The organism is Nocardia sp. NBC_01388 (genome assembly GCF_045040085.1).
In the GTDB taxonomy this organism is placed as follows: domain Bacteria; phylum Actinomycetota; class Actinomycetes; order Mycobacteriales; family Mycobacteriaceae; genus Nocardia.
Window position 1 is genome coordinate 6,092,241 of record NZ_CP109553.1, and the last position, 22,525, is coordinate 6,114,765.

Here is a 22,525-nt window from a genome sequence, read left to right on the forward strand (position 1 = left end):
AATTGCCAGCGGTATCCGACCCAAAAGTTTGAATGAGAAGCGGAAAACAGCCGTCAGGTTTGTTACAGACAGCATAGGTCCAGCCCGAAACTTTCCGGTAACCGGCACCGCGAACTCCTGGCCATTGCGCCTTGTGGGCGGCTCCGGAATCCATGCGGACATGTGACCAGCAGTAACACAAACCACGCTACACACCCCCGCCGACCGGCGCGACTCCACCGCCGACATCCAGCAACAGGCCCTGGCTAACGTCCGCGCGGTAACCCTCGAGCGGCAGTGAGTTTCCTCACATCAAGGCAAAAGCCGCCCGCCGGAAAGGCAGGCGGCTCAGCCGCGAAGATCGATTCCAGGCGCCGGAAGCGGCGCCGTGGAGAGTTTCTAGCCCCCGTAGACCTTCGGGTCCAGGGTGCCGATGTAGGGCAGATCGCGGTACCGCTCGGCGTAGTCGAGGCCGTACCCGACCACGAACTCGTTCGGGATATCGAAACCGACCGCCATCACGTCCACCTGGGTGCGCAGCGCGTCGGGCTTGCGCAGCAGCGTCACGACCTCGAGCGAGGCCGGATTGCGGCTGGAGAGATTGCGCAGCAGCCAGGACAGCGTCAGACCGGAGTCGATGATGTCCTCGACGATCAGCACATTGCGCCCGGCGATGTCCTTGTCCAGATCCTTCATGATCCGCACCACGCCCGAGGACGAGGTGGAGGACCCGTAGGACGAGACCGCCATGAATTCCATCTGGGTGGGCACGGTCAGCTTCTTGGCCAGATCCGTCATGAAGAAGATGGCGCCCTTGAGCACACCCACCAGCAGCAGATCCCCCTCGGGCGAATCGGCGGGATAACGCTTGGCGACCAAGGCGGCCAGCTCGTCGATCTTTTCCGCGATCTGGTCTTCGCTGATCAGCACTGACGCGATGTCATCCCCGTACACGTCCGCTGGTTTCCCTTCAGTGATGATGTCGACCCCGATCAGATTCGCCGTGGTCCGAGCCCAGTATGAGCCTGCCATGTTCACGCGCGGCAACCAACCTGGTCCCGGTGGCCGAACCGGACACCGCGACCCCGCCCTGCCCATGCCAGTCGGTGACCAGCGCCTCCACCGCTCGTAAATTGCTGTCGGTCAATGATTTTGCGCCGCCGCCCAGCAGCCAGGCGCGAATGACGCGCCGCCGCAGCGCGGGCTCGGCAGTGGTGAGCGTCTCGAGCTCGAGCCCACTGCCATCACGGGCCGCTTTCAGCAAATTCTCGGCGACCGAATCCAGGGCCGCGCCGTCCTCCCGCAGCTGGGCCGCGGTGCGCGCCAGCGCGGCCGCCACTCCCCCGCCGAGCACCTCCTCCAGCAGCGGCAGCACCTCGGCGCGCAACCGGACCCGGGTGAACTCCGGCGCACTGTTGTGCGGGTCCTCCCAGGGCGTCAGCCCGAGATCCGCGCACAGCTGCCGGGTCACCTCGCGCCGCACGCCCAGCAGCGGCCGGCCCCACGGTTCGGCGAACTCCGTCATGCCCTGGATCGAGCGGCCGCCGGACCCGCGCGCCAATCCGAGCAGCACGGTTTCGGCCTGATCGTCGAGGGTGTGCCCGAGCAGTACGGGTAGCCCGTCCCGAGCCTCGTCCAGCGCCGCATAGCGCGCCCGCCGGGCCGCCGCCTCGATGCCACCGGCACTCCCGACCTCGACGGCAAGCACCCGTGCCGTGCGGCAGCCCAGACGCAGCGCTGCCGCGGCAGCCTCCGCCGCCACAGCGCCCGATCCGTCCTGCAACCGGTGATCCACGACAAGGGCATCCACGGCCTCGGCCTCCGCCACGGCGGCAGCGGTCAACGCCAGCGAGTCGCCCCCGCCCGACAGTCCGATCGCCACCACTCCCACCGGGGCGTACCGGCTCAGCCATTCCCGCACGGCATGACGCATTTCCAGCGCCGCACGCGTCTCAGGCAGCCGAGGACGAGAGTTCACGCCCCGATCGTCGCACGCCCAGACCACTCATCGGCCCGGCACAAGCATGATCAGCCGACTCGGCACCGGCACGGCCGGAGTCTCCCGTCATTCCGGCATGCTTTCGGCCGGAATCTATGCACAGCGGCAGCCGCGGACCTGTATATCCCGGCCAAAAGCGTGCCGAGATGACGAGGGTGGCTCAGCCCAGGACGCGGGTGACCCAGCGGTGTGGTTCGCCGATCTCGTCGGTGCGCGGGAGGGTTTCGGCGTCGGTCCAGATGGTGTTGAAGCGTTCCATGCCGACGGTGTCCACCACCTCGTCGACGAAGGCCTTGCCCCGAACGTATTGCGCCACTTTGGCATCCATGCCCAGCAGCGCGCGCAGTAGTCGCTGCAGCGGATTACCGGGCCGTTTGCGGCGCTGGTCGAAGGCCGAGCGAATGCGGGTGACCGACGGGACCACGGCCGGGCCGACGGCATCCATGATGTGGTCGGCGTGACCCTCGAGCAGGGTGCCGAGCATGAGCAACCGATCCAGGGCCTCGCGCTGTGGTTCGGCCTGGGTGGCGCGCAGCAGTCCGACCATGCCGCCGGCCGGATCCTCGATCCCGCGGCGGCGATCCCGGACGGCCTCGGCCAGGCGGCCGAGCACATCGGCCATCGGCTCGTCCCCGGCCTCGCCGAGCAGTTCGACATTGCGCTGCATGTAGTCGGCCAGCCAGGGCGCGGAGGAGAACTGCACCCGGTGCGTGACCTCGTGCAGGCACACCCAGAGCCGGAAGTCGCTGGGCGGCACACCGAGTGCGCGTTCCACGGCCATGATGTTGGGCGCGACCAGCAGCAAGGTGCCGTCGGGCCCGCTGAACGGGTCGTACTGCCCGAGTATGGCGGTGGACAGGAAGGCCAGCATGGCCCCGGCCTGCAGTCCGGCCGGCTTACCGGCGAATCTGCCCTTCGCACCGGATTCGACGCCGGTGCCGGTGAGCTGCGCCATGGATTCGGCGGCGGCGGCGATCCAGCCCGGCCGGTCCACGATGCGGGCCTCGGGTATCGCGGAGCTGTCGAGCAATCGGCTCACCTCGCGCACCGGGCCCTCGGCCCGCCGGGAGGCCGCGGCCAGCTCGACGACCGCCTGTTCGGCGGAGTACCTGGAGGTTTTCGGCCCCGACGGCACCAGCAGGGTGCCGGTGCGGGCGGCCAGACTCCAATCGACGGAACCGGCCAGCCCGGATTTGGCGGGGCGGGGCAGTTCGCGAATTCCGGTGCTCACCAACGCCTCTCCACGATCATCAGCGCCCGGCCGGGCGGCAGGGAATTCGGGTCCGGTCATAGTCATCCACCCGTCAGGAGCAGCCACAATTGCGCAGTGTGGTCGCGATGGCGTCCAATGCCGGGCGGCTCTGTTCGGGCAGCCGCTGGTTCGACATCAACGCGAAGGTGAGTACGCGCCCATCGTGGTCCAGCACATACCCCACCAACGCGCTTGCCACGTCCAGAGTTCCGGTCTTGGCTCGAACCCAGCCCGCGCCCACCCGATCCTGGCCCGTGTAGCGGTCCGACAGCGTGCCGGTGGCGCCGGCGACGGGCAGGTAGTCCAGCAGGGTCGCGAGTGGGTCGCCGGCCGTGCCCGCGGCACTGACGCCGGAGGAATTCGACTGTCCGCCACCATTGTTCGGCAGCGCGGCCACGGTGACGATGCGGTCCAGCAGCCGCGGCGGAATGGTGTCGTCCACCGAGAGCCCGCTGGCATCGTGCAGGGTGAGGCCGGTGGTATCGAATCCGGCGGCGCGCAGGGTCGTGGCCATGGCGTTCACCGCTCCGGTGAACGAGGCCTCCGAGCCGGTGGCGAGGGCGATTTCGCGGCCGATCGCCTCGGCGAGCACATCGTCGGAGTCAACCATCATGTCCCGCAACCGATCCCGCAGCGGCGCGGACTGCACGGAGGCGAGCTTCGCCGCACCCGCAGGCGCCGTGCCCAGATGCACCTTGCCGGGATCGATACCGAGTTCGGTGGCGAGCTGCCGACCGGCGTCCAAACCCGGTGTGGCACTGCGCGGGGAGTAATCCTTCAGCGCGCTCTGCCGGCCGCCGTCGATCATGACCGAATCGATGGGTGCGATGGAACCGCCCGCGATATCCGCCGGATCCCAGCCCTGTGCCATCGCGGATCCGGTGAAGGCCGAGGTGTCGACCGCGATGCTGTCGGCCCGATGACCGGAATTCTTCAGCTGCGTCACCAGATCCGACAGTCGCGCACCGTTGGTGTAGTAGCCCTTGCCGTCCGGCTGCGCGGTCAGCGTGGGGTCGCCGCCGCCGACGAGCACGATCTCACCGGGCGTCGTACCGGCGACGACCTGCGTGGTCACCCGGTGGTCGGGCGGTAGCGCCAGCAGCGCCGCGGCGGCGGTGAGCACCTTGGCGGTGGAGGCCGGAATCATCGGCTTGCCGGGATCGGCGGTCCACAGCACGTTCCCGCTGCCGGCATCGGAGACCGATCCGGCGAAGACGCCCAGATCCGGATTGCCGACCACCGGCGCGAGGGCCGCAGCCAGGCCTTTCGCGCCCGGAGCCGGTGCTGTCGCGGGCGCCGGAGCGACCTGCGGCAAGGGCTTGACCGGCGAGGGCTGCGCGGCGATCGTCAAACCTCCGTGCCGGAATTCCTCCGTCCACGGTTTCAGCGTCACGATCACCCCGGCAGCCACACCCACCACAACGACCAGGGCGGATGCCACTACGATCCAGGTTCTGCGACGCCGCTTGGCTTCCAGCCCACCGATGTTCTGCTTGTTCCGAGCCACCTGCCGCTGTCTCCCTGATACCTGTGATGGGGATAGGCCCGAGCGTCCCTGCCGGACCCACGTACCCGGGCACCACACTATCCTCGTTGCGCAGTCGTTCCCCCGAACGAGCTGGCGAGTCGGCAGCCATACCCGCACCGAAGAAGGAGATGACGTGGAGTTCGACGTCCTCATCGAGATCCCCCGGGGTCAGCGCAATAAGTACGAGGTAGACCACAAGACCGGTCGGATTCGTTTGGACCGCTACCTCTACACCCCGATGATGTACCCGGCCGACTACGGCTACATCGAGAACACCCTCGGCTCCGACGGTGATCCGCTGGACTGCATGGTGCTGCTCCCCGAGCCCGTGTTCCCCGGTGTTCTCGTAGAGTCCCGCCCGGTCGGCGTGCTGATCATGAGCGACGAGGCCGGCGGCGACGAGAAGGTCGTGGCGGTGCCCGCCGGCGACAAGCGCTGGGACCACATCCAGGACGTCGAGGACATCCCGGAGTTCCAGCGCAAGGAGATCGCGCACTTCTTCGAGCGTTACAAGGACCTGGAGCCCGGCAAGTGGGTCAAGGTCGAAGGCTGGGAAGGCCGTGAAAAGGCCGAAAGCCTGTACGTCGAGGCGGTCCAGCGGCTGAAGGACCAGGGCGAGCACTGATTTCGCCTGTTGTACGAAGTGGGTGGCGCGGAAACGCGCCACCCACTGCTGTTTTCGGGCACCACTGCTGTTTTCGGGTGATCAGCCGATGCCGGCGGCCGGTTCGGCCGGGGCGTCGCCCACGGTGGTGCGCAGCGGCACCTCTTTCCAGAACGCGACCAGCACCAGCGCCACCAGCGCCACCGCCGAGGTGGTCAGAAAGACCGTGGACAGCGATTCCGCGAAGCCGACCTGGAAAGGCTTGGCCAGCACCGGATTCAAGCGCTGAATCACCGAACTGTCGGCCAGCACGTGCTGCGCGGCCGAGGTGTCGTGATTGAGCAGGCCCTGCGCGAGCGCCATATCCGCCGGATTGCCGTCGTTTCTGCCGTTGAGCAGCGCCTGCTGGAACTTCTGATCATGTCCTGCCGCAACGAGTTCGGTGCGGATATTCGGTGCCAGCCGGGTGAACAGCACCGACAGGAATACCGCCGCGCCCAGCGTGCCGCCGATCTGCCGGAAGAAGGTGGCCGCGGCCGTCGAGACGCCCATATCCTTGGGCGGCAAGGCATTCTGCAGTGCGATGATGAGCGGCTGCATGAGATTGCCCAGCCCGAATCCCACGCACAGCATGAACAGCACCACGATCCAGTACGCGGTATCGGCACGCAGATAGTGCAGCAGGAACAGGCCGAGGGTGATCATGCCCGCGCCGATCAGCGTGTACGCGCGATAGCGGCCGGTCCGCGAGATCAGCTGCCCGGAGACCACCGAGCCGACCATCATGCCCAGCACCATGGGCATCATCTGCAGGCCGCCGATCATCGGGCCGGCTCCGCGCACCGCCTGTAAATACTGTGGCAGCAGCAGAATTCCGCCGAACATGCCCGCGCCCACCACGAACGAGATGACCACGCCGAGCGCGAAGGTGCGGTTCCGGAAGATGCGCAGCGGAATCAACGCGGCGTCCCCGAGCATTCGCTCCACCCAGACGAAGACGATCACGCCGACCACGCCGACCGCATAGCAGAGCACCGATCGCACACTGCCCCAACCCCATTCGCGCCCCTGCTGGGCCACGATGAGCAGCGGTGTGAGCGCGATGGCCAGTACCGCCGCACCCCAGTAGTCCACCCGGTCCGGCGATCGCTCCCGCACCGGCAGGTGCAGGGCGCGGGTCACCACCACCAGGGTGAACAGCCCGATCGGCACATTCACCAGGAATACCCAGCGCCAGCCCGCAATGCCGAGAATGCTGTCCTGCCCGGCGAACAGCCCGCCGAGCACCGGCCCGACCACACTGGAGGTGCCGAACACCGCCAGGAAATAGCCCTGGTACTTGGCCCTTTCGCGCGGACTGACGATATCGCCGACGATGGTGAGCGCCAGCGACATCAGCCCGCCCGCGCCCAGCCCCTGCAGCGCCCGGAACGCGGCCAGTTCGTACATCGACTGCGAGAACGCGCTCAGCAGCGAGCCGATCAGGAAGATGGTGATGGCGGCGAGATAGAAGGGCTTGCGCCCGTACATATCCGAGAGTTTGCCGTAGAGCGGCGTGGCCAGCGTGGCCGTGATCAGGTACGCGGTGGTCGCCCAGGCCTGCAGCGAATAGCCGTTCAGATCATCGGCGATGGTGCGGATCGCCGTGGAAACAATGGTCTGGTCGAGCGCGGCCAGCAATATGCCGAGCAGCAGCCCGCTGAGTATCACCAGAATCTGCCGGTGGGTGAACCCACCTTCACCCGTCGATTCCGTCACCTCGGATGTCGCCATGGTCAACCTCCCGGTCCCTCGCACCACGATAGGCGTCGAACCGGAGGTTGGCAGTCCTTTTTCCGGCCCGGCGTCAGGGCTCGGAGACCACTCGAGACCGCTTGCGGCGCAAGCGGTCTCGGCGACCCGCGTTAGCAACGTGTTTGCCGGACCCGGAGCGCAGCACCGGACCTCGGACGGGGTTTCAGGGGCACAGCCCCTGAAAGGTTACGAGAGTCGTCATTTCCCCTGGAAGCGTGGCTCGCGCTTCTCGAAGACCGACTGAATGGCCTCGGTCAGATCCTCCGAGGGCAGGAATGCGGCATTCCAGGCCGAGACGTAGCGCAGGCCGTCGGCGACCTTGCCCACCTTGGGCTGATCCAGCACATCCTTGATGCCCTGCACCACCAGCGGCGGGTTCGCGGCGATTTCCCGCGCCAGCGCGTAGGCCGCGTCCAGCGTGGCCTCCCGATCGGCGTAGACGTCGTTGATCAGGCCGATCTTCTCGGCGCGCGCGGCGTCGATGTCCTTGCCGGTATACGCGAGCTCGCGCAGATGCCCCTCGCCGATGATCCCCGGCAGCCGGTGCAGCGACCCGATATCGGCGACGATCGCCACCTTCGCCTCGCGCAGGCTGAATTTCGCGTCCGCACTGGCCAACCGAATATCCGCGGCCGCGATCAGATCCAGTCCGCCGCCGATGCACCAGCCCGCGACCGCCGCGATGACCGGCTTGTGCGAATCGGCGACCGCGGTCACCGCGGCCTGCATGACGCGCACCTCCCGCAGGAACCCGGTCCGGGGCCCGGCAAGGGCCCGATCGGCGAGCAGCGCGCCGAACGTCGGAGCCATGGCGGGTAGGTCCAGCCCATAGGAGAAGTGCTTGCCCGCGCCCGTGAGCACAATGGCCCGCACCTCCGGATCGGCGTCGAGTTCACCGAAGATGAGCGGCAGCTCGCGCCAGAAGTCCGGGCCCATGGCATTGCCCTTGCCGGGACCGGTCAGCGTCACGGTCGCGATGTGGTCCTTGCTTTCGACCTCGAAAGCCTTCCAATCGGTCATCGGTCCAGCGTATCGGGGGTACGGGCGGTCCGGGCGGGCGGTGTTAATCCTGTGCTAAATCTGCTGCGTCGCACTGGTTTACCGGTGGTGCCGAACGGGACGATTGAACAGTCCGCCAGCTGCACTCCCCAGTGTGGAGACACGATGTTGATGCATCATGGAATCGGTCTCGACCGATTCAATACGCTTCCCCGGCACCGCGCGGTGCACGCCCTGTACGAATGCTGCTGCAGCATCACCTGGGCGGCCAAGATCGCCGACGGCCGGCCCTACCCCGGATACGACGCGCTGCTCACCGCCGCCGACGGGGAACTGCACGCCCTCTCCCCCGTCGAACTCGACAGCGCCTTCGATTCGTGTGCGCACGAAACCATTTCGGAGCGCACCGTCACCGAGCTCGTGCGCATCACCCGCGCCCGGCTCACGCGGATGCTCGGCCCCGAAGAGGGCTACCCCGAATACTGATACCCCGCACATCCACCGCAATCGCTCTACTCTGGTGCCATGCGCAGGTCCCTGCCGCCGGTCGCTTCCAAAGTCTCCGACACGCTCATCGCCCGCGGCCATCACGGGGTGATTCTCACTCAGCCGCAACCCACCCACACCGCCGCGGATGCCGCCCACGCCCTCGGCGTGGATATCGGGGCCATCACCAAATCCCTGGTCTTCCTGCTCGACGACGATCCGGTGCTGCTGCTGGTCTCCGGCGCACACCAGGTCGACCTCGATCACACCGGTCAGCGCCTGGAAGGCACCCTCACCCGCGCACCCGCCGCCATGGTGCGGCAGGTGACCGGGCAGCCGGTCGGCGGCGTCGCCCCGGTCGGGCACCCGATCAATCTGCCCACCTTCATCGACACCGCACTGGCCCGGCATTCGGAGCTGTGGGCGGCGGGTGGGCATCCGAATACGATGTTCCGCACGACTTTTGGAGAATTAGTACGAATCACCGCAGGTCTCGCCATAGACGTGGACTGATCCGCACCCCACCCCCTAGCGTCGTTTCGGGGGATCCCAAATCCGCGCAACACTTCGCACCCCCGCGCGATATTTCACACTCCCCGGAATATCCAGCCCCCGGACGACGTAGGTTCGGAATGTGACCGATTCTCCGCCGCCCGGCACCGAGCTATTCACGCACGGCGCCGACTTCCAAGCGCCCGACGACCTGAGCGGCATCACCGCCCAGCAGTACCGGGCCGCCATGCGGCACTATCCCGCCGGCGTCACCATCGTCACCCTGCATTCCGAGGCCGGTCCGGTCGGTTTCACCGCCACCTCCTTCGCCTCCCTCTCGGCGGAGCCGCCGCTCATCTCCTTCAATATCGCCGCGACCTCCTCCAGCCTCACCGCCCTGTCGAACGCCGATTCGGTGGTTGTGCACTTCCTCGGCGAACATCAGAAGCATCTGGCCCAGCGATTCAGCCGCAGCGCCGAGGAGCGCTTCACCGATCGGTCGCTGTGGACCACCCTGCCGAGCAGCGAACCGGTCCTGCACGGCACTCCGATCTGGGTGCGGGCCACCGTGCATCAGCTCATTCCCATCGGCGATCACACGCTTGTGGTCGGATTGGTCACGCGCGTGCACGACAACACCGAGGACGCACCCGCCGTCGGGCCGCTGGTCTATTACAACGGCGTCTACCACCGCGCCGAGATCGCCGACTGAGCCAGCGCGCTATTGCGCCCAGGTCGCATGCGCTCAGGCCGCCGAGGCCACCGTGCCGAGGCCCAGCGCCGCCAGGATGGCCGCGCTCACCTGTTCCAGCCGATCTCGCACCTTGGGCTTGCGCAGCAGCGCCACCGCGCGCGAGGCGGCGACCGCCAGCAGCACCATTTCGATTGCGGCAATGGTGCATTCGATGGCGCCGAGGCCGAGCGTGTTCGCGAAGGTCACCTGGGACAGGAACTGCGGGAGCACCGCGAGATAGAACAGCCCGACCTTCGGGTTGAAAATGCAGGACAGCAATCCCGCAGCGAATGCCGAGCGAACGGATACCCGCTGCGACTGAACCCCGTCCGCGGTGAGTTCCGGGGCGCCCGCCGCCTGGCCGCGCCGGTGTTCGAGCAGGGCGCGAACGCCCAAGTACAGCAGGTAGATTCCGCCGATCACCTTCAAGCTGCGATAGGCCGTCGCCGACTGTTCCAGCAGCGCCGCGACACCCGCCGCGACCACCACCGCCCAGACCAGCCCGCCGAACGACGATCCGACCGCCGCGGCGATACCGGGGCGGCGCCCGGCCATCGTGAAGCGCAGCACCAGAAAGGTATCCGGGCCGGGAGTGAGGGCCAGCAGTACGCACAGCCCGATAAAGCTCAGCAGCAGAGGGAAACTCACACCTCTATCGCAACGCACCCCGGCACTCCGGCGCAAGGGCGGGCCGGAGCCCCTGCGGGAGAGACAAATAGAAAGCCGCCGACCCTATCCGGAGGGAATGGCCGGCGGCTCCCCCGAGCAGCAGAGATTCAGTTCCGCGCGCTGAATTCCGCGCCCAGTTCGCGGAACACATCGGTGTTCATCGAGAACGCGAGACGAGCTTCGTCGAGCACCGGCTCGACCTCCGGACCGGCGATCGGCAGCGCGTCCAGGTTTTCCCGGTATTCGCGCTTGAACGCGGCCGGGTTGGAGATGTCGCCGAAGACGTAGAAGCGGACGCCGTCACCCTTCTTGGGCAGGTCCCACAGCTTCTCCGCAGTGCCGCGAATGACCTGTCCGCCCGAGAGATCGCCCAGGTAGCGGGTGTAGTGGTGCACCACATAACCGGCCGGCCAGGTGCGCGCGCACTCGTCGATGCGGGCTGCGTAGGCGGCGGTGGACGGCAGGGCCACCAGTTCATCGCGCCACTTCGCGCCGCCGAGGTGGGCGAGGTCGATTTCGAGGGCCGCCAGGCGATTCAGCTCCGGCTTGACGAACGGCCCGGCGATCGGGTCGGAAGCCAGTGCGGCGGAATGCTTTTCGAGGGCGTCGTAAACGAACCAGAGTTGCGAGGTGTAGCGGTAGAAGGCCTCGACGCCGAGCTTCCCCTGCAGCAGATCGCTCATGAAAGTGGAGTGTTCGGCCTCGGCGTGCTGCTGCTCGGTCGCGGAACGAATGAGCGTCGAGAACGGCGCGGTATCCAGCATGGTCGAGCTCCTCGTTTCGAACCGGGGGCGCCCACCTTTGGCTACCCTAACTTCCCCCTTGACGATACGCGTCAGCAACGATCGCGCGATTCGAACTTTGCGGCCCACCCACTCCAACTTTCGGATGATTTTTCCGAAGAGGTTGACAGGACCCCGGCACATCTGCGAGCCTTCCGAATCAGGTCATGAGTACCAGCGTCAAGCCCTGGCTAGCTGGTCGGCAACCCTCCTCCGCGGTGGGGTGCTCCAGGTGACGACCGGGCCGCCGCCCGACCGGGCGCGGCAAGCGCGGACTCTCGATCACTCTTTTTCTGATCGCGCGTCCCTTGCCCGAATGGGATTTCGTGATGACTGCATTTGCCGACCAGTCCTGTGCCGCTCTCGCCTCCGTCTCCGGTTGCGATCTGCGGGTACCCCTCGTGCAGGGTGGGACCACCACGTACGCCAACTTCGACTATGCCGCCAGCGCACCGGCATTGACGCAGGTCGCCGACCGGGTGCAGCAGCTGCTGCCGTTCTACGCCAGCGTGCACCGCGGCGCCGGTTACGCCTCCCGCGTCTCCACCGACTGCTACGAAGGCGCCCGCGGCTCGGTCGCCCGATTCCTCAATGCCGCCGACGACCAGGTTGTGGTCTTCACCCGCAACACCACCGATTCGCTGAATCTGCTCGCCGCCTGCGTGCCCGGCGACACCGTGGTGCTCGACGTGGAACACCACGCCAACTTCCTGCCGTGGACCCGAGGCGGTCGCCGGGTGGTGCCGGTCGCGGACACCATCGAGGAGACCATTCAGCGCGTGGTCGCCGAACTGTGCACCAAACCCGCTGCGCTGCTTGCCATTACCGGAGCATCGAACGTCACCGGCGAACTGCTGCCGCTGGAGCGGCTGGCCTGGATCGCGCACCAGTGCGGCACTCGGATCCTGGTGGACGCCGCCCAGCTGGCACCGCACCGGCGCATCGATCTGCAGACCAGTGGCATCGACTACCTGGCCTTCTCCGGGCACAAGGCGTACGCGCCGTTCGGCGCGGGCGTGCTGGTCGGGCGGCGGGACTGGCTCGATGCCGCCGAGCCGTACCTCGCGGGCGGCGGCGCGGTCCGCTCGGTGACCGCCGACGGCGTCGAATGGGCCCCCGCACCGCAGCGGCACGAAGCCGGCTCCCCCAATGTGCTGGGTGTGGCCGCGCTGGCCGCCGCCTGCGACGCCCTCGCCGAACTCGACGAGACCACCGTCCGCGAACACGAGCAGTACCTCACGCACCGCCTGCGCTACGGCCTGAAAACCGTTCCGGGCGTGAACTTCCTGCGCATCTGGCGGGACAGCACCGATGCCGTCGGCATTGTCGCCTTCACCGTCGACGGTTTCGAACCCGGCCAGGTGGCCGCGTACCTCTCCGCCGAACACGGCATCGGCGTCCGCGACGGCCGCTTCTGCGCCCACCCCCTGCTCGCCCGCCTCGGCGTCGACGCGGCCCTGCGCGCCAGCATCGGCCTCGGCAGCACCGCCGCGGCCGTGGACCGCCTGATCGACGCCCTCTCCACCCTCGTCGAAAACGGCCCCACCTGGACCTACGCCAAAACCGAAGGCCACTGGAATCCCACCCCCGAAACCCGCCCCTTCGGCAGCAGCGCCGAGGGCGGAGCCCCCTGCGCCATCTGATCAGCGCTCGAATCGACCGACGCTGGAGGGCGCCCGCCTATCGGGGCCGGGCGCCCTCGAAATCTCAGGGGTCGGGGGCGTAGCCCTGTCCCGCGAGTTGAGGCAGTCCCGAAAGTTGGTTTACGGCACCAGGTAGCGCTCGGCGAGTTCCTCGACGAACGGGTCGTCATCGGAGACGGCGTTCAGCAGATCCAGGTCGTCCTGGACCGAAAGCTGGCGTCCGTCATCGCGTTCCTGGTCCGGCCCGTCCTCCGCGAGCTGGCGGATCAGCTTCGCTCGCACACGGTCTTTCAGAGAATCACTCATATCCAGAGCATGCCCTGATCGGCGGGAATTACGCGAACAGGCACGCCGGACCCCGCCCGGAGACCGGCCCCCGCGGATCGACCGGGCGAATTACACCGGGGCCAGCCATGTTCCCCACGGCGTATTGCGCAGCACCGTATATAGGAGAAGCAGCGCCAGCGCCGCCCAGAGCGCCGGCTTCGGCAGTACCTTCGGGATCCGCGGTATCGGCTTCCCCTGCCAGCCGAACACCAGCGCGGTAACCAGCCAGCCGAGGAAACCCAGCAGCAGCGGCAGAATCAGCACATTGCTGTGCAGGGCATCGACCACATGCCCCTCGGTGAGATTGTGCAGCCCGCGCAACCCGCCGCACCCGGGGCACCAGTACCCCGTCAACTCCTTGAACGGGCAGAACCCGTACGCCCCCTGCACATGCGGATCCCGGAAATGCAGCAGCGCCAGCCCTCCCGCGACCGCACCCCCGGACAGCAGCGGCAAACCCATACCCAGCCATCTGGGGCGGGGGGCGGGTTCGACCTCGGTCGGGGGCATGGTGTGCACGCGAACAACGGTAGTCGCGGCCACCGCAATCTGCCAGATCGCAGCCGACTTCGCACCCCCCGGACAGCTTTGTCCGATATGACCCATTTGGATGGTGAGCTGGCCGAACGGACACGGACACTCGTCCAGAACCGTGGGTATGCTGCCCCCGCAACAGTTTTCGATCGGGGGAATTCCATCTCATGAGCCAGAATCAACCAGGCAGCAGCACAATCGCCCGCGCCTCCGCCGCCGCCGGCGCACTCGCCATCATCATTCTCGCCAAGGTCGGCGGCCGCGTCATCGGCCACATGTTCGGCCTCCTAGGCGTCCTGGTCCTACTCCTCATCTCGGTAGGCGTCTACTTCGTCTTCAAAAAGAAGGACACCCCACCCGCCACCCCGGAGCCGACCCAGTTCGACCCGAGCCTCCCACCCCGGGGCTACCCCGCCCAGCCTGCCCCACAAGACTTCTCGCCCCAGCCCGCCGCACAAAGCTTCTCGGCCCAGCCCGCGCAATCGAGCCTGTCCGGCTTATCCGCTCCGCAGCCCTACGCCGCCCCGCTTACCCCGCACAACTTCTCAGCTCCGCCCGCACCAGCCGACTTCTCCGGCCGGCCCGTCTACGCCGCCCAGTCGGCACAACCCAACTTCTCGGGTCAGCCAGGCTTGTCCGCACAGCCCGCGCAGGCCGAGTACCAGGGCTATTCCGCTTGGAATGCCCAGCAGGGCTTCGGAAGCCAGCCCGCTCCGGCGGACTTCCCGAGTCAGCCCGGTCCGACCACGCAGCCGGGCTACGCGGCCCAGCCTGTCCAGCAGGGGTTCTCAGGACAGCCGCCGCAACAGAGTTACGGCAGGGCGCCCGCGCCGGAGGCGTACACGAACGCGCCTGCCCAGCAGGGATACGGCAATGCGCCCGTGCTGCAGGGGTACTCCAATGCCCCAGCGCAGCAGGGCTTTTCCGGACAGCCGGTCGGCTATGCGCCACAGGCGAACTACGCAGCCCCGGCGGCGCACACCCAGTTGCCGACGCCGCCCGGGCAGCAGGGGTACCCGGGTCAGCCCGGCGGTTATCAGGAGCCGTACGAATACGGCCAGCCGCAGCTGGGTTTTCAGCAGCCGCAGCAGCAGAATCATCCGCCGTCCGGCTATCAGCAGTAGGCCCAGAGATTTTCAGCGATCGGCCCGGCTCGGACAGAGCCGGGCCGATGCTGTTATGCCGGAGCCGATTTCACCGGATCGGCGCACGCTCGCTGGCTGGAGCGGTGAGCGCGCCCGCCAGCATGTCGATGGTCTCCGCCCAGGCACTGACCGCACCGGCGGCGACGCGACCCGCCTCCACGGCACGCTCATGATCGGCCAGGAGCGCGAAAAGCATGGTGGGCAGCGCGCGTAACCGGTGCACGCGCAGGCGGGGCGGAAATTCGGTCATCTCGTCGCCGAGGCGCTGCATGATCACCCGGACCGAGGTGCGCTGTTCGCTGTCCAGGTTGGAGGCATCGGTGACGGCCGGATGGGTGTGGATCTGTTCCAGGAACCGCGCGTAGTGATTGCTGCCGTGCCGTTCACTGAGCTCGAACATGGGCACCACCAGCGCCTCCAGCAGCGCGTGCACCCCCGCGCCCGAACCCACCTGCTCGGCGAGCAATTCCAGCCGCCGCACCTCGAGGGTCGCCATCCGCAGCTCGACCACGGCTTCGATCAGCCCGTCGCGTGACCCGAAGTGATACTGGATGGCCGAATTGTTCCGCTGCCCGGCGGCGGCCGCGATATCGCGCAGCGGCACCGCCTGCCCGCGCTCGGCGATCAGGCGCTCGGCCGCCAGGATGATCCGCTCCCGCGCCTCGGTCACCGCCACGCGAATCCCTCCCTCGGTCCAAAAACACGCGTCGTCACAGGTGCAGAGTAGCCGCCCACCAGCCCGTAAAGAACTCGTCCTTGACAGTTAAGCATCATTTCTTAAAGCTCTGAGTGATGATCCTGGATACCTTCCGACTGGACGGCCGCGTCGCCGTCGTCACCGGCGCCGGCCGCGGCATCGGCGCCGCAACCGCCCTGGCCCTGGCCGAAGCGGGCGCCGATGTCGCGCTCGCCGCCCGCACCCCCGAACAACTCGACGAGGTCGCCGGCAAGATCCGCGCCCTGGGCCGCCGCGCCGTCACGGTCCCCTGCGACCTGTCGGACCTGTCCACCGTCACCGCCTTCGCCGAAACCGCAGCGGCCGAACTCGGCCGCATCGATATCGTCGTCAACAATGTCGGCGGCACCATGCCCAATACCTTCACCACCACGTCCCCCGACTTCCTCGAGGACGCCTTCCGCTTCAATGTGTCCACCGCACACGCGCTCACCCAGGCCGCGGTCCCGCACATGCTGAAGACCGGCGGCGGCTCCGTCGTCAGCATCTCCTCGATGATGGGCCGGGCCCCCGGGCGCGGCTTCCTCGCCTACGGCACCGCCAAGGCGGCGCTCGCGCACTGGACCCGTATGGCCGCCACCGATCTGTCCCCGCGCATCCGGGTCAATGCCATCGCGGTCGGCTCGGTTCTCACCTCCGCACTGGAAGTTGTTGCGCAGCAACCGGAGATCAAGGCCCGCATGGAGGGCGCCACCCCGCTGCGCCGCCTCGGCGAACCGTGGGAAATCGCCGCCGCGATCGTCTTCCTCTGCTCACCGGCCGGCGGCTACATCACCGGCAAGATCCTCGAGGTCGACGGCGGCATCGAAGCGCCCAATCTCGAACTCGGCCTCCCCGACCTGTGAACCGGAGCCAGCTGTGAAATATCGCGTAGTCCAGTGGAGCACAGGCAATGTCGGCCACCGCGCCCTGCGTTCCATCATCGCCCGGCCGGAGCTCGAACTCGTCGGTGTCTGGGTGTCCAGCGACGCCAAGGCCGGTAGGGATGCCGGCGAACTCGCGGGCCTCGACCTCGAAACCGGTGTTCTCGCAACCAATGACGCCCAGGCTCTCCTCGATCTGAAGCCGGACTGCATCATCCACACCGCCATGGCCGACGACCGCCTGATGGAAGCGGTGGAGGACCTGAAGACCTTCCTCCGCGCCGGCATCAATGTGGTCTCCAGCAGTCCGGTCTTCCTCCAATTCCCTTACGGCACACTGCCGGATGAGGCGATCAACCCGATCATCGAAGCCGCCATCGAGGGCAATGCCTCGCTGTGGGTGAACGGTATCGACCCCGGCTGGGCCAATGACTGGCTGCCGCTGCTGCTTTCGAGCGGCTCCGAGCGCATCGACAAGGTCATCTGCTCGGAGATCATGGACTACTCCACCTACGACAACCCCAAGGTCGTGTTCGACATCATGGGCTTCGGCAGCGCGCTGGACGAGCTGCCCATGCTGTTGCAACCGGGCATTCTCACCCTCGCCTGGGGCAGTGTCATCCGCCAGCTCGCGGATGCCCTCGATATCGAACTCGACTCCGTCACACAGCATTTCGAACGGCTTCCCGCCACCGAAGAGCTCATCGTCGGCAAGCGCACCATCGCCGTGGGTACCGCGGCCGCCCTGCGCTTCCAGGTGCACGGCGTTCGCGGGGACCGCGAAATCCTCACCCTCGAACACGTCACCCGCCTGCACCCCGATCTCGCCCCCGAATGGCCGCAGCCCGCCGGAAAGGGTTGCTACCGAGTCGAAATCAAGGGCGAACCCGACTACCTGCTCGACCTGCAGCTCTACAGCAATGGCGACCACGCCGAGGCAGGCGTCGTCGGCACGGCGGCTCGCCTGGTCAGCGCCGTCCCCGCTGTGGTTCAGGCCCGCCCCGGCCTGCTCACCGCCACCGATCTCCCCCTGACCACCGGCCGCGGCCTGGTCTCGTAACGAGCATGCCGTCACCGCGTCCGATCGGACGCGGTGACGGTGCCTCAACTCTCTTCGTATTGGGCCTTGATCTGCGCCGCGTCGACGAGCGCAAGGACACGGCCCTCCCGCACCACCAGCACCGGCCCGCTGTGCGCGGTGAGCCGTGCGACGGCGCCGTCCAGCGATTCGGTGGTACCGATCGTGGGCAACGGTGCGGCGAGATGCGCACTCACCGGATCGTCACCGCGGGCATCAGCGAGGTTCGCAGCGGTAACGGAACCGAGCACCTCGGCGATCACCGCCGATCCGGATCCCTTGCGCTGCAAGACCACCGGCAGGGCAGAGCCCGAACCGAGCAGCCGCCACGCCTCGGCGACGGTCGCCCCGGAGGGAACCACCACCGGATCGGCCGGATCGGCGAGCGCGGCCAGATCACCGACCGTCCGCCCTTCGACAGCCGCCGTCAGCGGAAATCCCAAGGCCCCCAGCCACTCATCGCTGTAGTACTTGGACAGGTAGGCGCGCCCGGAGTCCGGCGCGACGACCACGACCACATCCTCCGGCCCCAGCTCCCGCGCCAGGCGCAGCGCCGCCGCAATCGCCGTCCCGGACGAACCGCCCAGCAGCAGCCCCTCCTCCTTGGCCAGCCGGTGCAGCACCCGAATCGCCTCGATGTCGGGAATCCGCTCGATCCGATCCACCACCTCCGGATGGTACGAATCCGGCCACAGATCGGTCTCCGTCTCCGGATGCACGAAGTGCCCGACCGCCTCGACGTACCAGATACGACCGTCGCCGCCGCCGTACACCGAGCTCTCCGGATCAGCCCCGATCACCCGCACCGCATCGCCGGACGCCTCCTTCAGGTACTCGCCGGTGCCGGTGATGGTGCCGCCGGTACCGATACCCGCCACGAAATGCGTTATCCGCCCGCCGGTTTGCGCCCAGATCTCCGGACCCGTGGTGGCGCGGTGGGCAGCGGGATTGGCGGGATTGTCGTACTGCCCGGCGAACCACGCACCCGGAATCTCCGCCGTCAGCCGCAGGGCGACACTGCGCAAATGCTCCGGATGATCGACGGGCCGCAGCCCCGGCGTCAGATGCACCTCGGCGCCGTGCGCGCGCAGCAGCGCGACCTTCTCCCGGCTCACCCGATCCGGCACCACCACGATGGTCCGATATCCGCGCGCGGCAGCCAGCGCGGCCAGGCCCAACCCGGTATTGCCCGAACTGGCCTCCACCACGGTCCCGCCCGCACCCAGTTCACCGGATTCCTCCGCGGCCAGCAGCATGGCGCGAGCGGCGCGATCTTTCACGCTCCCACCGGGATTCAAGTACTCGAGCTTCGCATAGACGGTCGCGGTGATGTCGTCGGTGACACGGTTGAGCCGGACCAGCGGCGTATTGCCGACGGCATCGGCGAGCGAGTCATACACGCCCGCGGCGTGCGAGGAGACGGTGGTCATGTGGCAGCCCTGCCTGTCTCGCCGAGCGCGATCCACAGCTCCCGGCGTAGTCGAAGGTATTCGGGATGATCGTCCTGCTCGACCTCCCACACCGTTATTCGATGCCCGGACGCCACCGGCTCCGGGCCATCCGCCGGTGCGCGGCTCCGTCAGACTCGCGAAACCCAACTGCCGCGAACAGATTTCGAGTCACCGCGAACACAAGCCGGAAACTCTCACACATGGGCCAATTCGTCGGCCAGCCCCGCGGTGATGGTGACAAGCACCCGAGCCGCAATGGCGCGCTCCTCGGCCGAGACTGTGCCGTATGCCCGCTCGACAATGGCGCCGGTTTCGCTGCGGATCTGGGCGACCAATGCCCGGCCGGAATCGGTGACCTCGATTCGAATGCCCGGCAGCTCGGCCACCTGACCTGAGCTCACCAGCGCAACCAGTGCGGCCTCGACCGATGCGGGCGTCCACTGGGTCATCCCGGCGACACGGGCGATGTGCTCCGCCCGCTCGACCGGCGCACCGGCGGCCAGCGCCTGATTCAGGGTGATCCACTGCTTCTCGTCGAGCGAGGTGCCCGCCAGCGCGCGGGTCAGGATGGCGGTGTGGTGCTTCTCGACCTGGCCGATGATCGCGGGGTTCAGGGTGGGGGCGGTCGTGGTCATGTCTAGCTCCTTCATCAGGCGGGGCGTTCGTGGTGATTCATATTATGACACCCAGTTTCATTCGTGCGCAAGTCCCAATAAATACTCAGTGTTTTTCGTTCCTGAGAACCGGTTCGGCTACGATCCTGATATGGCAACCGTCGATCGCTCCGTCCCTCTGCGCGAACGCAAGCGGCTCCGCACCCGCCGCGCGCTCGCCGACGCGGCGCTACGCCTGTTCACCGAGAAGGGTTTCGACGCGACCACCATCGAAGAACTGGTCGACGAGGCCGAGGTATCGCGCAGCACCTTCTTCCGCGCATTCCCCTCCAAGGAAGCGGTGGCCGTCGAGGCCGAGACCGAACTCTGGTCGAATTACCTTGTGACACTGGGAGATCGAGACTATTCCGGACCGGTCATCAACGGCCTCCGCGACGCCCTGATCACCACCGCCGAATCCCTCGACCCCGACTGGGACCACCGCTACCTCGCCACCCGCCGGCTGATCCTCACCGCGCCGGCCCTGCAGGCCAATGTGGAGTACTACCGCTCCGGCGTCCGCATCGACATGATCGCCTCTCTCGCAAGCAAACTCGGCCTCGACCCCGATGACCTCCGCCTACACGTCCTGGCCGAACTGACCACCGCCGCCTGGAGCGTCGCCGGCCGCCAATGGGTCCGCACCGACGGCGCCGGCGGCCGCCCCACCCTCACCGACCGCCTCCGCAGCGCCTTCACCGCCATCCCCGCCAGCCTCGACCTCACCGCAAACCCCGCCCACTGACCCTGACCACCACACAAAAAGGCCCCCGATGCTGCTGCATCGAGGGCCTCTCCTGGAGCCGCCTGCGAGAATCGAACTCGCGACCTTTTCATTACGAGTGAAGCGCTCTACCGACTGAGCTAAGGCGGCGTGCCTTCCGGCGGTGCGAGTCTATCGTCTCGGTGCCGGATCGCGAAAATCGGTGGTGACGGTCACGCGGAGCGGGCCGCGATCAGGCCGGCGACCATGGCGGCGACGGCGAAGCGGGGCTTCACATTCGTTTCCAGGGCCTCGCGGCAATCGAGTATCGCCTGGATCGAGCGCAGCAGGCCCTCGGGGCGGACGTCGGTCGCCAATTCTCGAATCTGGTCGGCCATATCGGGATGTGTGAGCGTGACACCAGCTTTCGAGTCCACGGTCGCGGCGCCGAATCCTACGGCCAGGGCATCCCGGTACAGTCCGGCCACATCGATGAGCGCCCGGTCCAGCGCATCACGACCGGTCCGGGTGGCGCGGGACTTCTGCCGCTTCTCCAAATCCTTGAGCGCACCGGCCGAACCGCGGGTCGCCCCCGCCGCGCCCTTACCGGTACCGCCGGCGCCGAGCGCCATCGCCAGCGCGTCCCGCTCCTTGTCGTCGCGGACCGCGCTCATCTGCTTGGCCTCGTCATCGGCGGACTTCACCAATTCTTCGGCGGCGGAGTAGGCCATACCCGGACGTGTGGTCGCGGCGACCAGGGCCAGGGCCCGTTTGCGCTGAGCCCTGGCCTGATCGTCGGTGGCCAATCGGCGCGCCCGGCCGACATGACCACCACTGACCGAGGCCGCCCAGGCCGCGGTATCGGTGGCGAGCCCGTCCCGCTCGCGCAGCACCTTCGCGATCGAATCCACCGACGGCGTCGCCAAATGCACATGCCTGCACCGGGAACGCAGCGTGATCGAAATATCCTCCGGATCAACCGAAGGCGCGCACAGCAGGAAGACGGTACGGGCCGGCGGCTCTTCCACCACCTTGAGCAGCACGTTTCCGGCCGCTTCGGTCAAACGGTCGGCATCTTCGACCACCACCACCTGCCAGCGGCCGGTGCTGGGCCGCCGCGACGCCACCTGCACGATCTCGCGCATCTCCTTGGTGCCGATGCTCAACCCCTCCGGCACCACGCGACGCACATCGCCATGCGTTCCGGCCATGGTGGTCGTGCACGCATGACACCGACCGCACCCCGGAGTCCCCGCATCGGTGCACTGCAACGCCGCCGCGAAACACAGCGCCGCCACCGAACGCCCCGACCCGGGCGGCCCGGTGAACAACCACGAATGCGTCATGGCCGACGACGACACCAGCTCGCCACCCCGCGCCGCCACCGCCGCATCCGTCAGCGCGGACTCGACCGTATCCTGTCCCACCAGTCGATCGAAGACTCCTGCCACGCGGTACAGACTACTGTCGCCCACCGACATGACTGCCCTGCCGGTCCCCTGTCAGACCGCGCGCTGGTGCGTCGTGCTCGCGCCGTCGAAGGATTCGCGAATGATGTCGGCGTGGCCGGAGTGGTGGGCGATCTCGCGCAGGATGTGCAGGATGATGTAGCGCGCGGTCAGCCACTCCCGCTCGGGCGCCCAGGGAGCGGTCGGGGTGGGGATCGAATCGTCCAGGTTGGGCAGCTCACGAATCAGCTTCGCGGTCTGCTCGGCGAGCACATCCCACTCGGCGAGCAGCCCCTCGACCGTCTCGTCCGGACCGAGCTTGTACTCGGAATCCATTCCGGAGACATCGAATTCGGAGTTCGGATCACACTCGACGAGGACCGTGGTCCAGTGCCGCTCAACATTGATCACGTGATGTAGCAGACCGCCGAGCGTGAGCTCGCTGACCGTACTCCGCTCCCGCGCGTCATCCTCTTCGATCCCGCGCAGGGTGATCCGGAAGATATCCCGCTGACTCGCCAGGATACTGATCAGCTGTTCACGCTCGTGGTCGACGGTCATCGAATGTCCCTCCGCTGGTGCGTATTCGGGACACACGCTACGGCAGGGCACCGACAATCGGGCTGG

The 22,525-nt window shown here is 67.5% G+C and carries 24 protein-coding genes, 1 tRNA gene and 1 riboswitch; of the genes, 9 read left to right on the forward strand and 16 right to left on the reverse strand.

The genetic code is table 11. The features are described 5' to 3' along the window. Positions 1-378: 378 nt before the first annotated feature. The 4 genes from hpt to dacB all read right to left on the reverse strand — a co-directional run bounded on the left by hpt (position 379) and on the right by dacB (position 4,716). Entirely contained in the window at positions 379-933 is a 555-nt protein-coding gene (gene hpt / locus OG716_RS29430; protein WP_327143328.1) for a hypoxanthine phosphoribosyltransferase, read from the reverse strand. Positions 934-949: 16 nt separating this feature from the next. Further along, the gene (gene tilS / locus OG716_RS29435; protein ID WP_405139984.1) at positions 950-1,912 is read right to left on the reverse strand and encodes a tRNA lysidine(34) synthetase TilS; all 963 of its coding nucleotides are present in this window, start codon (positions 1,910-1,912) and stop codon (positions 950-952) included. A 226-nt stretch (positions 1,913-2,138) separates the two neighbouring features. Further along, on the reverse strand, positions 2,139-3,269 hold the full coding sequence (locus tag OG716_RS29440) for a zinc-dependent metalloprotease (protein ID WP_405133802.1): 1,131 nt from the start codon (positions 3,267-3,269) through the stop codon (positions 2,139-2,141). Between the two features lie 13 nt (positions 3,270-3,282). Further along, a complete protein-coding gene (dacB, locus tag OG716_RS29445) occupies positions 3,283-4,716 on the reverse strand; it encodes a D-alanyl-D-alanine carboxypeptidase/D-alanyl-D-alanine-endopeptidase (protein WP_405139986.1) in 1,434 nt (477 codons plus the stop codon). Positions 4,717-4,891: 175 nt separating this feature from the next. Between dacB and ppa the strand changes: the two genes are divergently transcribed. Then, complete coding sequence (ppa, locus tag OG716_RS29450; RefSeq protein WP_405133803.1) at positions 4,892-5,383, forward strand: inorganic diphosphatase; 492 nt, start codon at positions 4,892-4,894, stop codon at positions 5,381-5,383. 81 nt (positions 5,384-5,464) lie between these two features. Here the strand turns inward: ppa and OG716_RS29455 are convergent, their stop codons facing one another. After that, positions 5,465-7,135, reverse strand: coding sequence for an MDR family MFS transporter (locus tag OG716_RS29455; RefSeq protein WP_405133804.1), 1,671 nt, complete (start codon positions 7,133-7,135; stop codon positions 5,465-5,467). Positions 7,136-7,354: 219 nt separating this feature from the next. Beyond that, positions 7,355-8,176, reverse strand: coding sequence for a crotonase/enoyl-CoA hydratase family protein (locus tag OG716_RS29460; RefSeq protein ID WP_405133805.1), 822 nt, complete (start codon positions 8,174-8,176; stop codon positions 7,355-7,357). 144 nt (positions 8,177-8,320) lie between these two features. Here OG716_RS29460 and OG716_RS29465 point away from each other — a divergent pair, with 144 nt between their 5' ends. The 3 genes from OG716_RS29465 to OG716_RS29475 all read left to right on the forward strand — a co-directional run bounded on the left by OG716_RS29465 (position 8,321) and on the right by OG716_RS29475 (position 9,845). Further along, positions 8,321-8,641: a 2-oxo-4-hydroxy-4-carboxy-5-ureidoimidazoline decarboxylase gene (locus tag OG716_RS29465; RefSeq protein WP_405133806.1), complete on the forward strand. Its 321-nt coding sequence runs from the start codon at positions 8,321-8,323 to the stop codon at positions 8,639-8,641. Between the two features lie 39 nt (positions 8,642-8,680). Next, positions 8,681-9,154: a YbaK/EbsC family protein gene (locus OG716_RS29470; RefSeq protein ID WP_355130147.1), complete on the forward strand. Its 474-nt coding sequence runs from the start codon at positions 8,681-8,683 to the stop codon at positions 9,152-9,154. 226 nt (positions 9,155-9,380) lie between these two features. Then, on the forward strand, positions 9,381-9,845 hold the full coding sequence (locus OG716_RS29475; RefSeq protein WP_355130272.1) for a flavin reductase family protein: 465 nt from the start codon (positions 9,381-9,383) through the stop codon (positions 9,843-9,845). A 33-nt stretch (positions 9,846-9,878) separates the two neighbouring features. On the opposite strand, the gene OG716_RS29480 is transcribed toward OG716_RS29475, so the two are convergent. Beyond that, entirely contained in the window at positions 9,879-10,514 is a 636-nt protein-coding gene (locus OG716_RS29480) for a LysE family translocator (protein WP_355130145.1), read from the reverse strand. A 128-nt stretch (positions 10,515-10,642) separates the two neighbouring features. Beyond that, positions 10,643-11,299, reverse strand: coding sequence for a heme oxygenase (biliverdin-producing) (locus OG716_RS29485; protein WP_405133807.1), 657 nt, complete (start codon positions 11,297-11,299; stop codon positions 10,643-10,645). 181 nt (positions 11,300-11,480) lie between these two features. Continuing rightward, positions 11,481-11,594: riboswitch (SAM riboswitch) on the forward strand. Between the two features lie 52 nt (positions 11,595-11,646). On the opposite strand from OG716_RS29485, the gene OG716_RS29490 reads away from it, so the two are divergent. Then, the gene (locus OG716_RS29490) at positions 11,647-12,960 is read left to right on the forward strand and encodes an aminotransferase class V-fold PLP-dependent enzyme (RefSeq protein ID WP_405133808.1); all 1,314 of its coding nucleotides are present in this window, start codon (positions 11,647-11,649) and stop codon (positions 12,958-12,960) included. A gap of 120 nt (positions 12,961-13,080) precedes the next feature. Here OG716_RS29490 and OG716_RS29495 read toward each other — a convergent pair whose 3' ends face one another. Both OG716_RS29495 and OG716_RS29500 read right to left on the reverse strand, forming a co-directional pair. Next, positions 13,081-13,266: a hypothetical protein gene (locus tag OG716_RS29495; RefSeq protein ID WP_405133809.1), complete on the reverse strand. Its 186-nt coding sequence runs from the start codon at positions 13,264-13,266 to the stop codon at positions 13,081-13,083. 90 nt (positions 13,267-13,356) lie between these two features. After that, a complete protein-coding gene (locus OG716_RS29500) occupies positions 13,357-13,797 on the reverse strand; it encodes a DUF2752 domain-containing protein (RefSeq protein ID WP_405139988.1) in 441 nt (146 codons plus the stop codon). Positions 13,798-13,988: 191 nt separating this feature from the next. On the opposite strand from OG716_RS29500, the gene OG716_RS29505 reads away from it, so the two are divergent. After that, the gene (locus tag OG716_RS29505) at positions 13,989-14,945 is read left to right on the forward strand and encodes a hypothetical protein (protein ID WP_405133810.1); all 957 of its coding nucleotides are present in this window, start codon (positions 13,989-13,991) and stop codon (positions 14,943-14,945) included. 70 nt (positions 14,946-15,015) lie between these two features. Here OG716_RS29505 and OG716_RS29510 read toward each other — a convergent pair whose 3' ends face one another. After that, positions 15,016-15,642, reverse strand: coding sequence for a TetR family transcriptional regulator (locus OG716_RS29510; protein ID WP_405133811.1), 627 nt, complete (start codon positions 15,640-15,642; stop codon positions 15,016-15,018). Positions 15,643-15,758: 116 nt separating this feature from the next. Between OG716_RS29510 and OG716_RS29515 the strand changes: the two genes are divergently transcribed. Further along, positions 15,759-16,547, forward strand: a complete 789-nt coding sequence (locus OG716_RS29515; protein WP_327143314.1) for an SDR family oxidoreductase — start codon at positions 15,759-15,761, stop codon at positions 16,545-16,547. Positions 16,548-16,560: 13 nt separating this feature from the next. Continuing rightward, positions 16,561-17,625, forward strand: a complete 1,065-nt coding sequence (locus OG716_RS29520; protein ID WP_355130131.1) for a diacylglycerol kinase — start codon at positions 16,561-16,563, stop codon at positions 17,623-17,625. A 44-nt stretch (positions 17,626-17,669) separates the two neighbouring features. Here the strand turns inward: OG716_RS29520 and OG716_RS29525 are convergent, their stop codons facing one another. Further along, positions 17,670-19,073, reverse strand: a complete 1,404-nt coding sequence (locus OG716_RS29525) for a pyridoxal-phosphate dependent enzyme (protein ID WP_405133812.1) — start codon at positions 19,071-19,073, stop codon at positions 17,670-17,672. 215 nt (positions 19,074-19,288) lie between these two features. After that, a complete protein-coding gene (locus OG716_RS29530; protein ID WP_405133813.1) occupies positions 19,289-19,729 on the reverse strand; it encodes a hypothetical protein in 441 nt (146 codons plus the stop codon). Between the two features lie 130 nt (positions 19,730-19,859). Between OG716_RS29530 and OG716_RS29535 the strand changes: the two genes are divergently transcribed. Next, entirely contained in the window at positions 19,860-20,492 is a 633-nt protein-coding gene (locus tag OG716_RS29535; protein ID WP_405133814.1) for a TetR family transcriptional regulator, read from the forward strand. Between the two features lie 53 nt (positions 20,493-20,545). Here OG716_RS29535 and OG716_RS29540 read toward each other — a convergent pair. The 3 genes from OG716_RS29540 to OG716_RS29550 all read right to left on the reverse strand — a co-directional run bounded on the left by OG716_RS29540 (position 20,546) and on the right by OG716_RS29550 (position 22,459). Next, positions 20,546-20,621: transfer RNA gene (locus OG716_RS29540), tRNA-Thr, on the reverse strand. A 62-nt stretch (positions 20,622-20,683) separates the two neighbouring features. Then, positions 20,684-21,931: a DNA polymerase III subunit delta' gene (locus OG716_RS29545; RefSeq protein WP_405133815.1), complete on the reverse strand. Its 1,248-nt coding sequence runs from the start codon at positions 21,929-21,931 to the stop codon at positions 20,684-20,686. Between the two features lie 21 nt (positions 21,932-21,952). Continuing rightward, positions 21,953-22,459: a DinB family protein gene (locus OG716_RS29550; RefSeq protein WP_405133816.1), complete on the reverse strand. Its 507-nt coding sequence runs from the start codon at positions 22,457-22,459 to the stop codon at positions 21,953-21,955. Positions 22,460-22,525 lie beyond the last annotated feature (66 nt).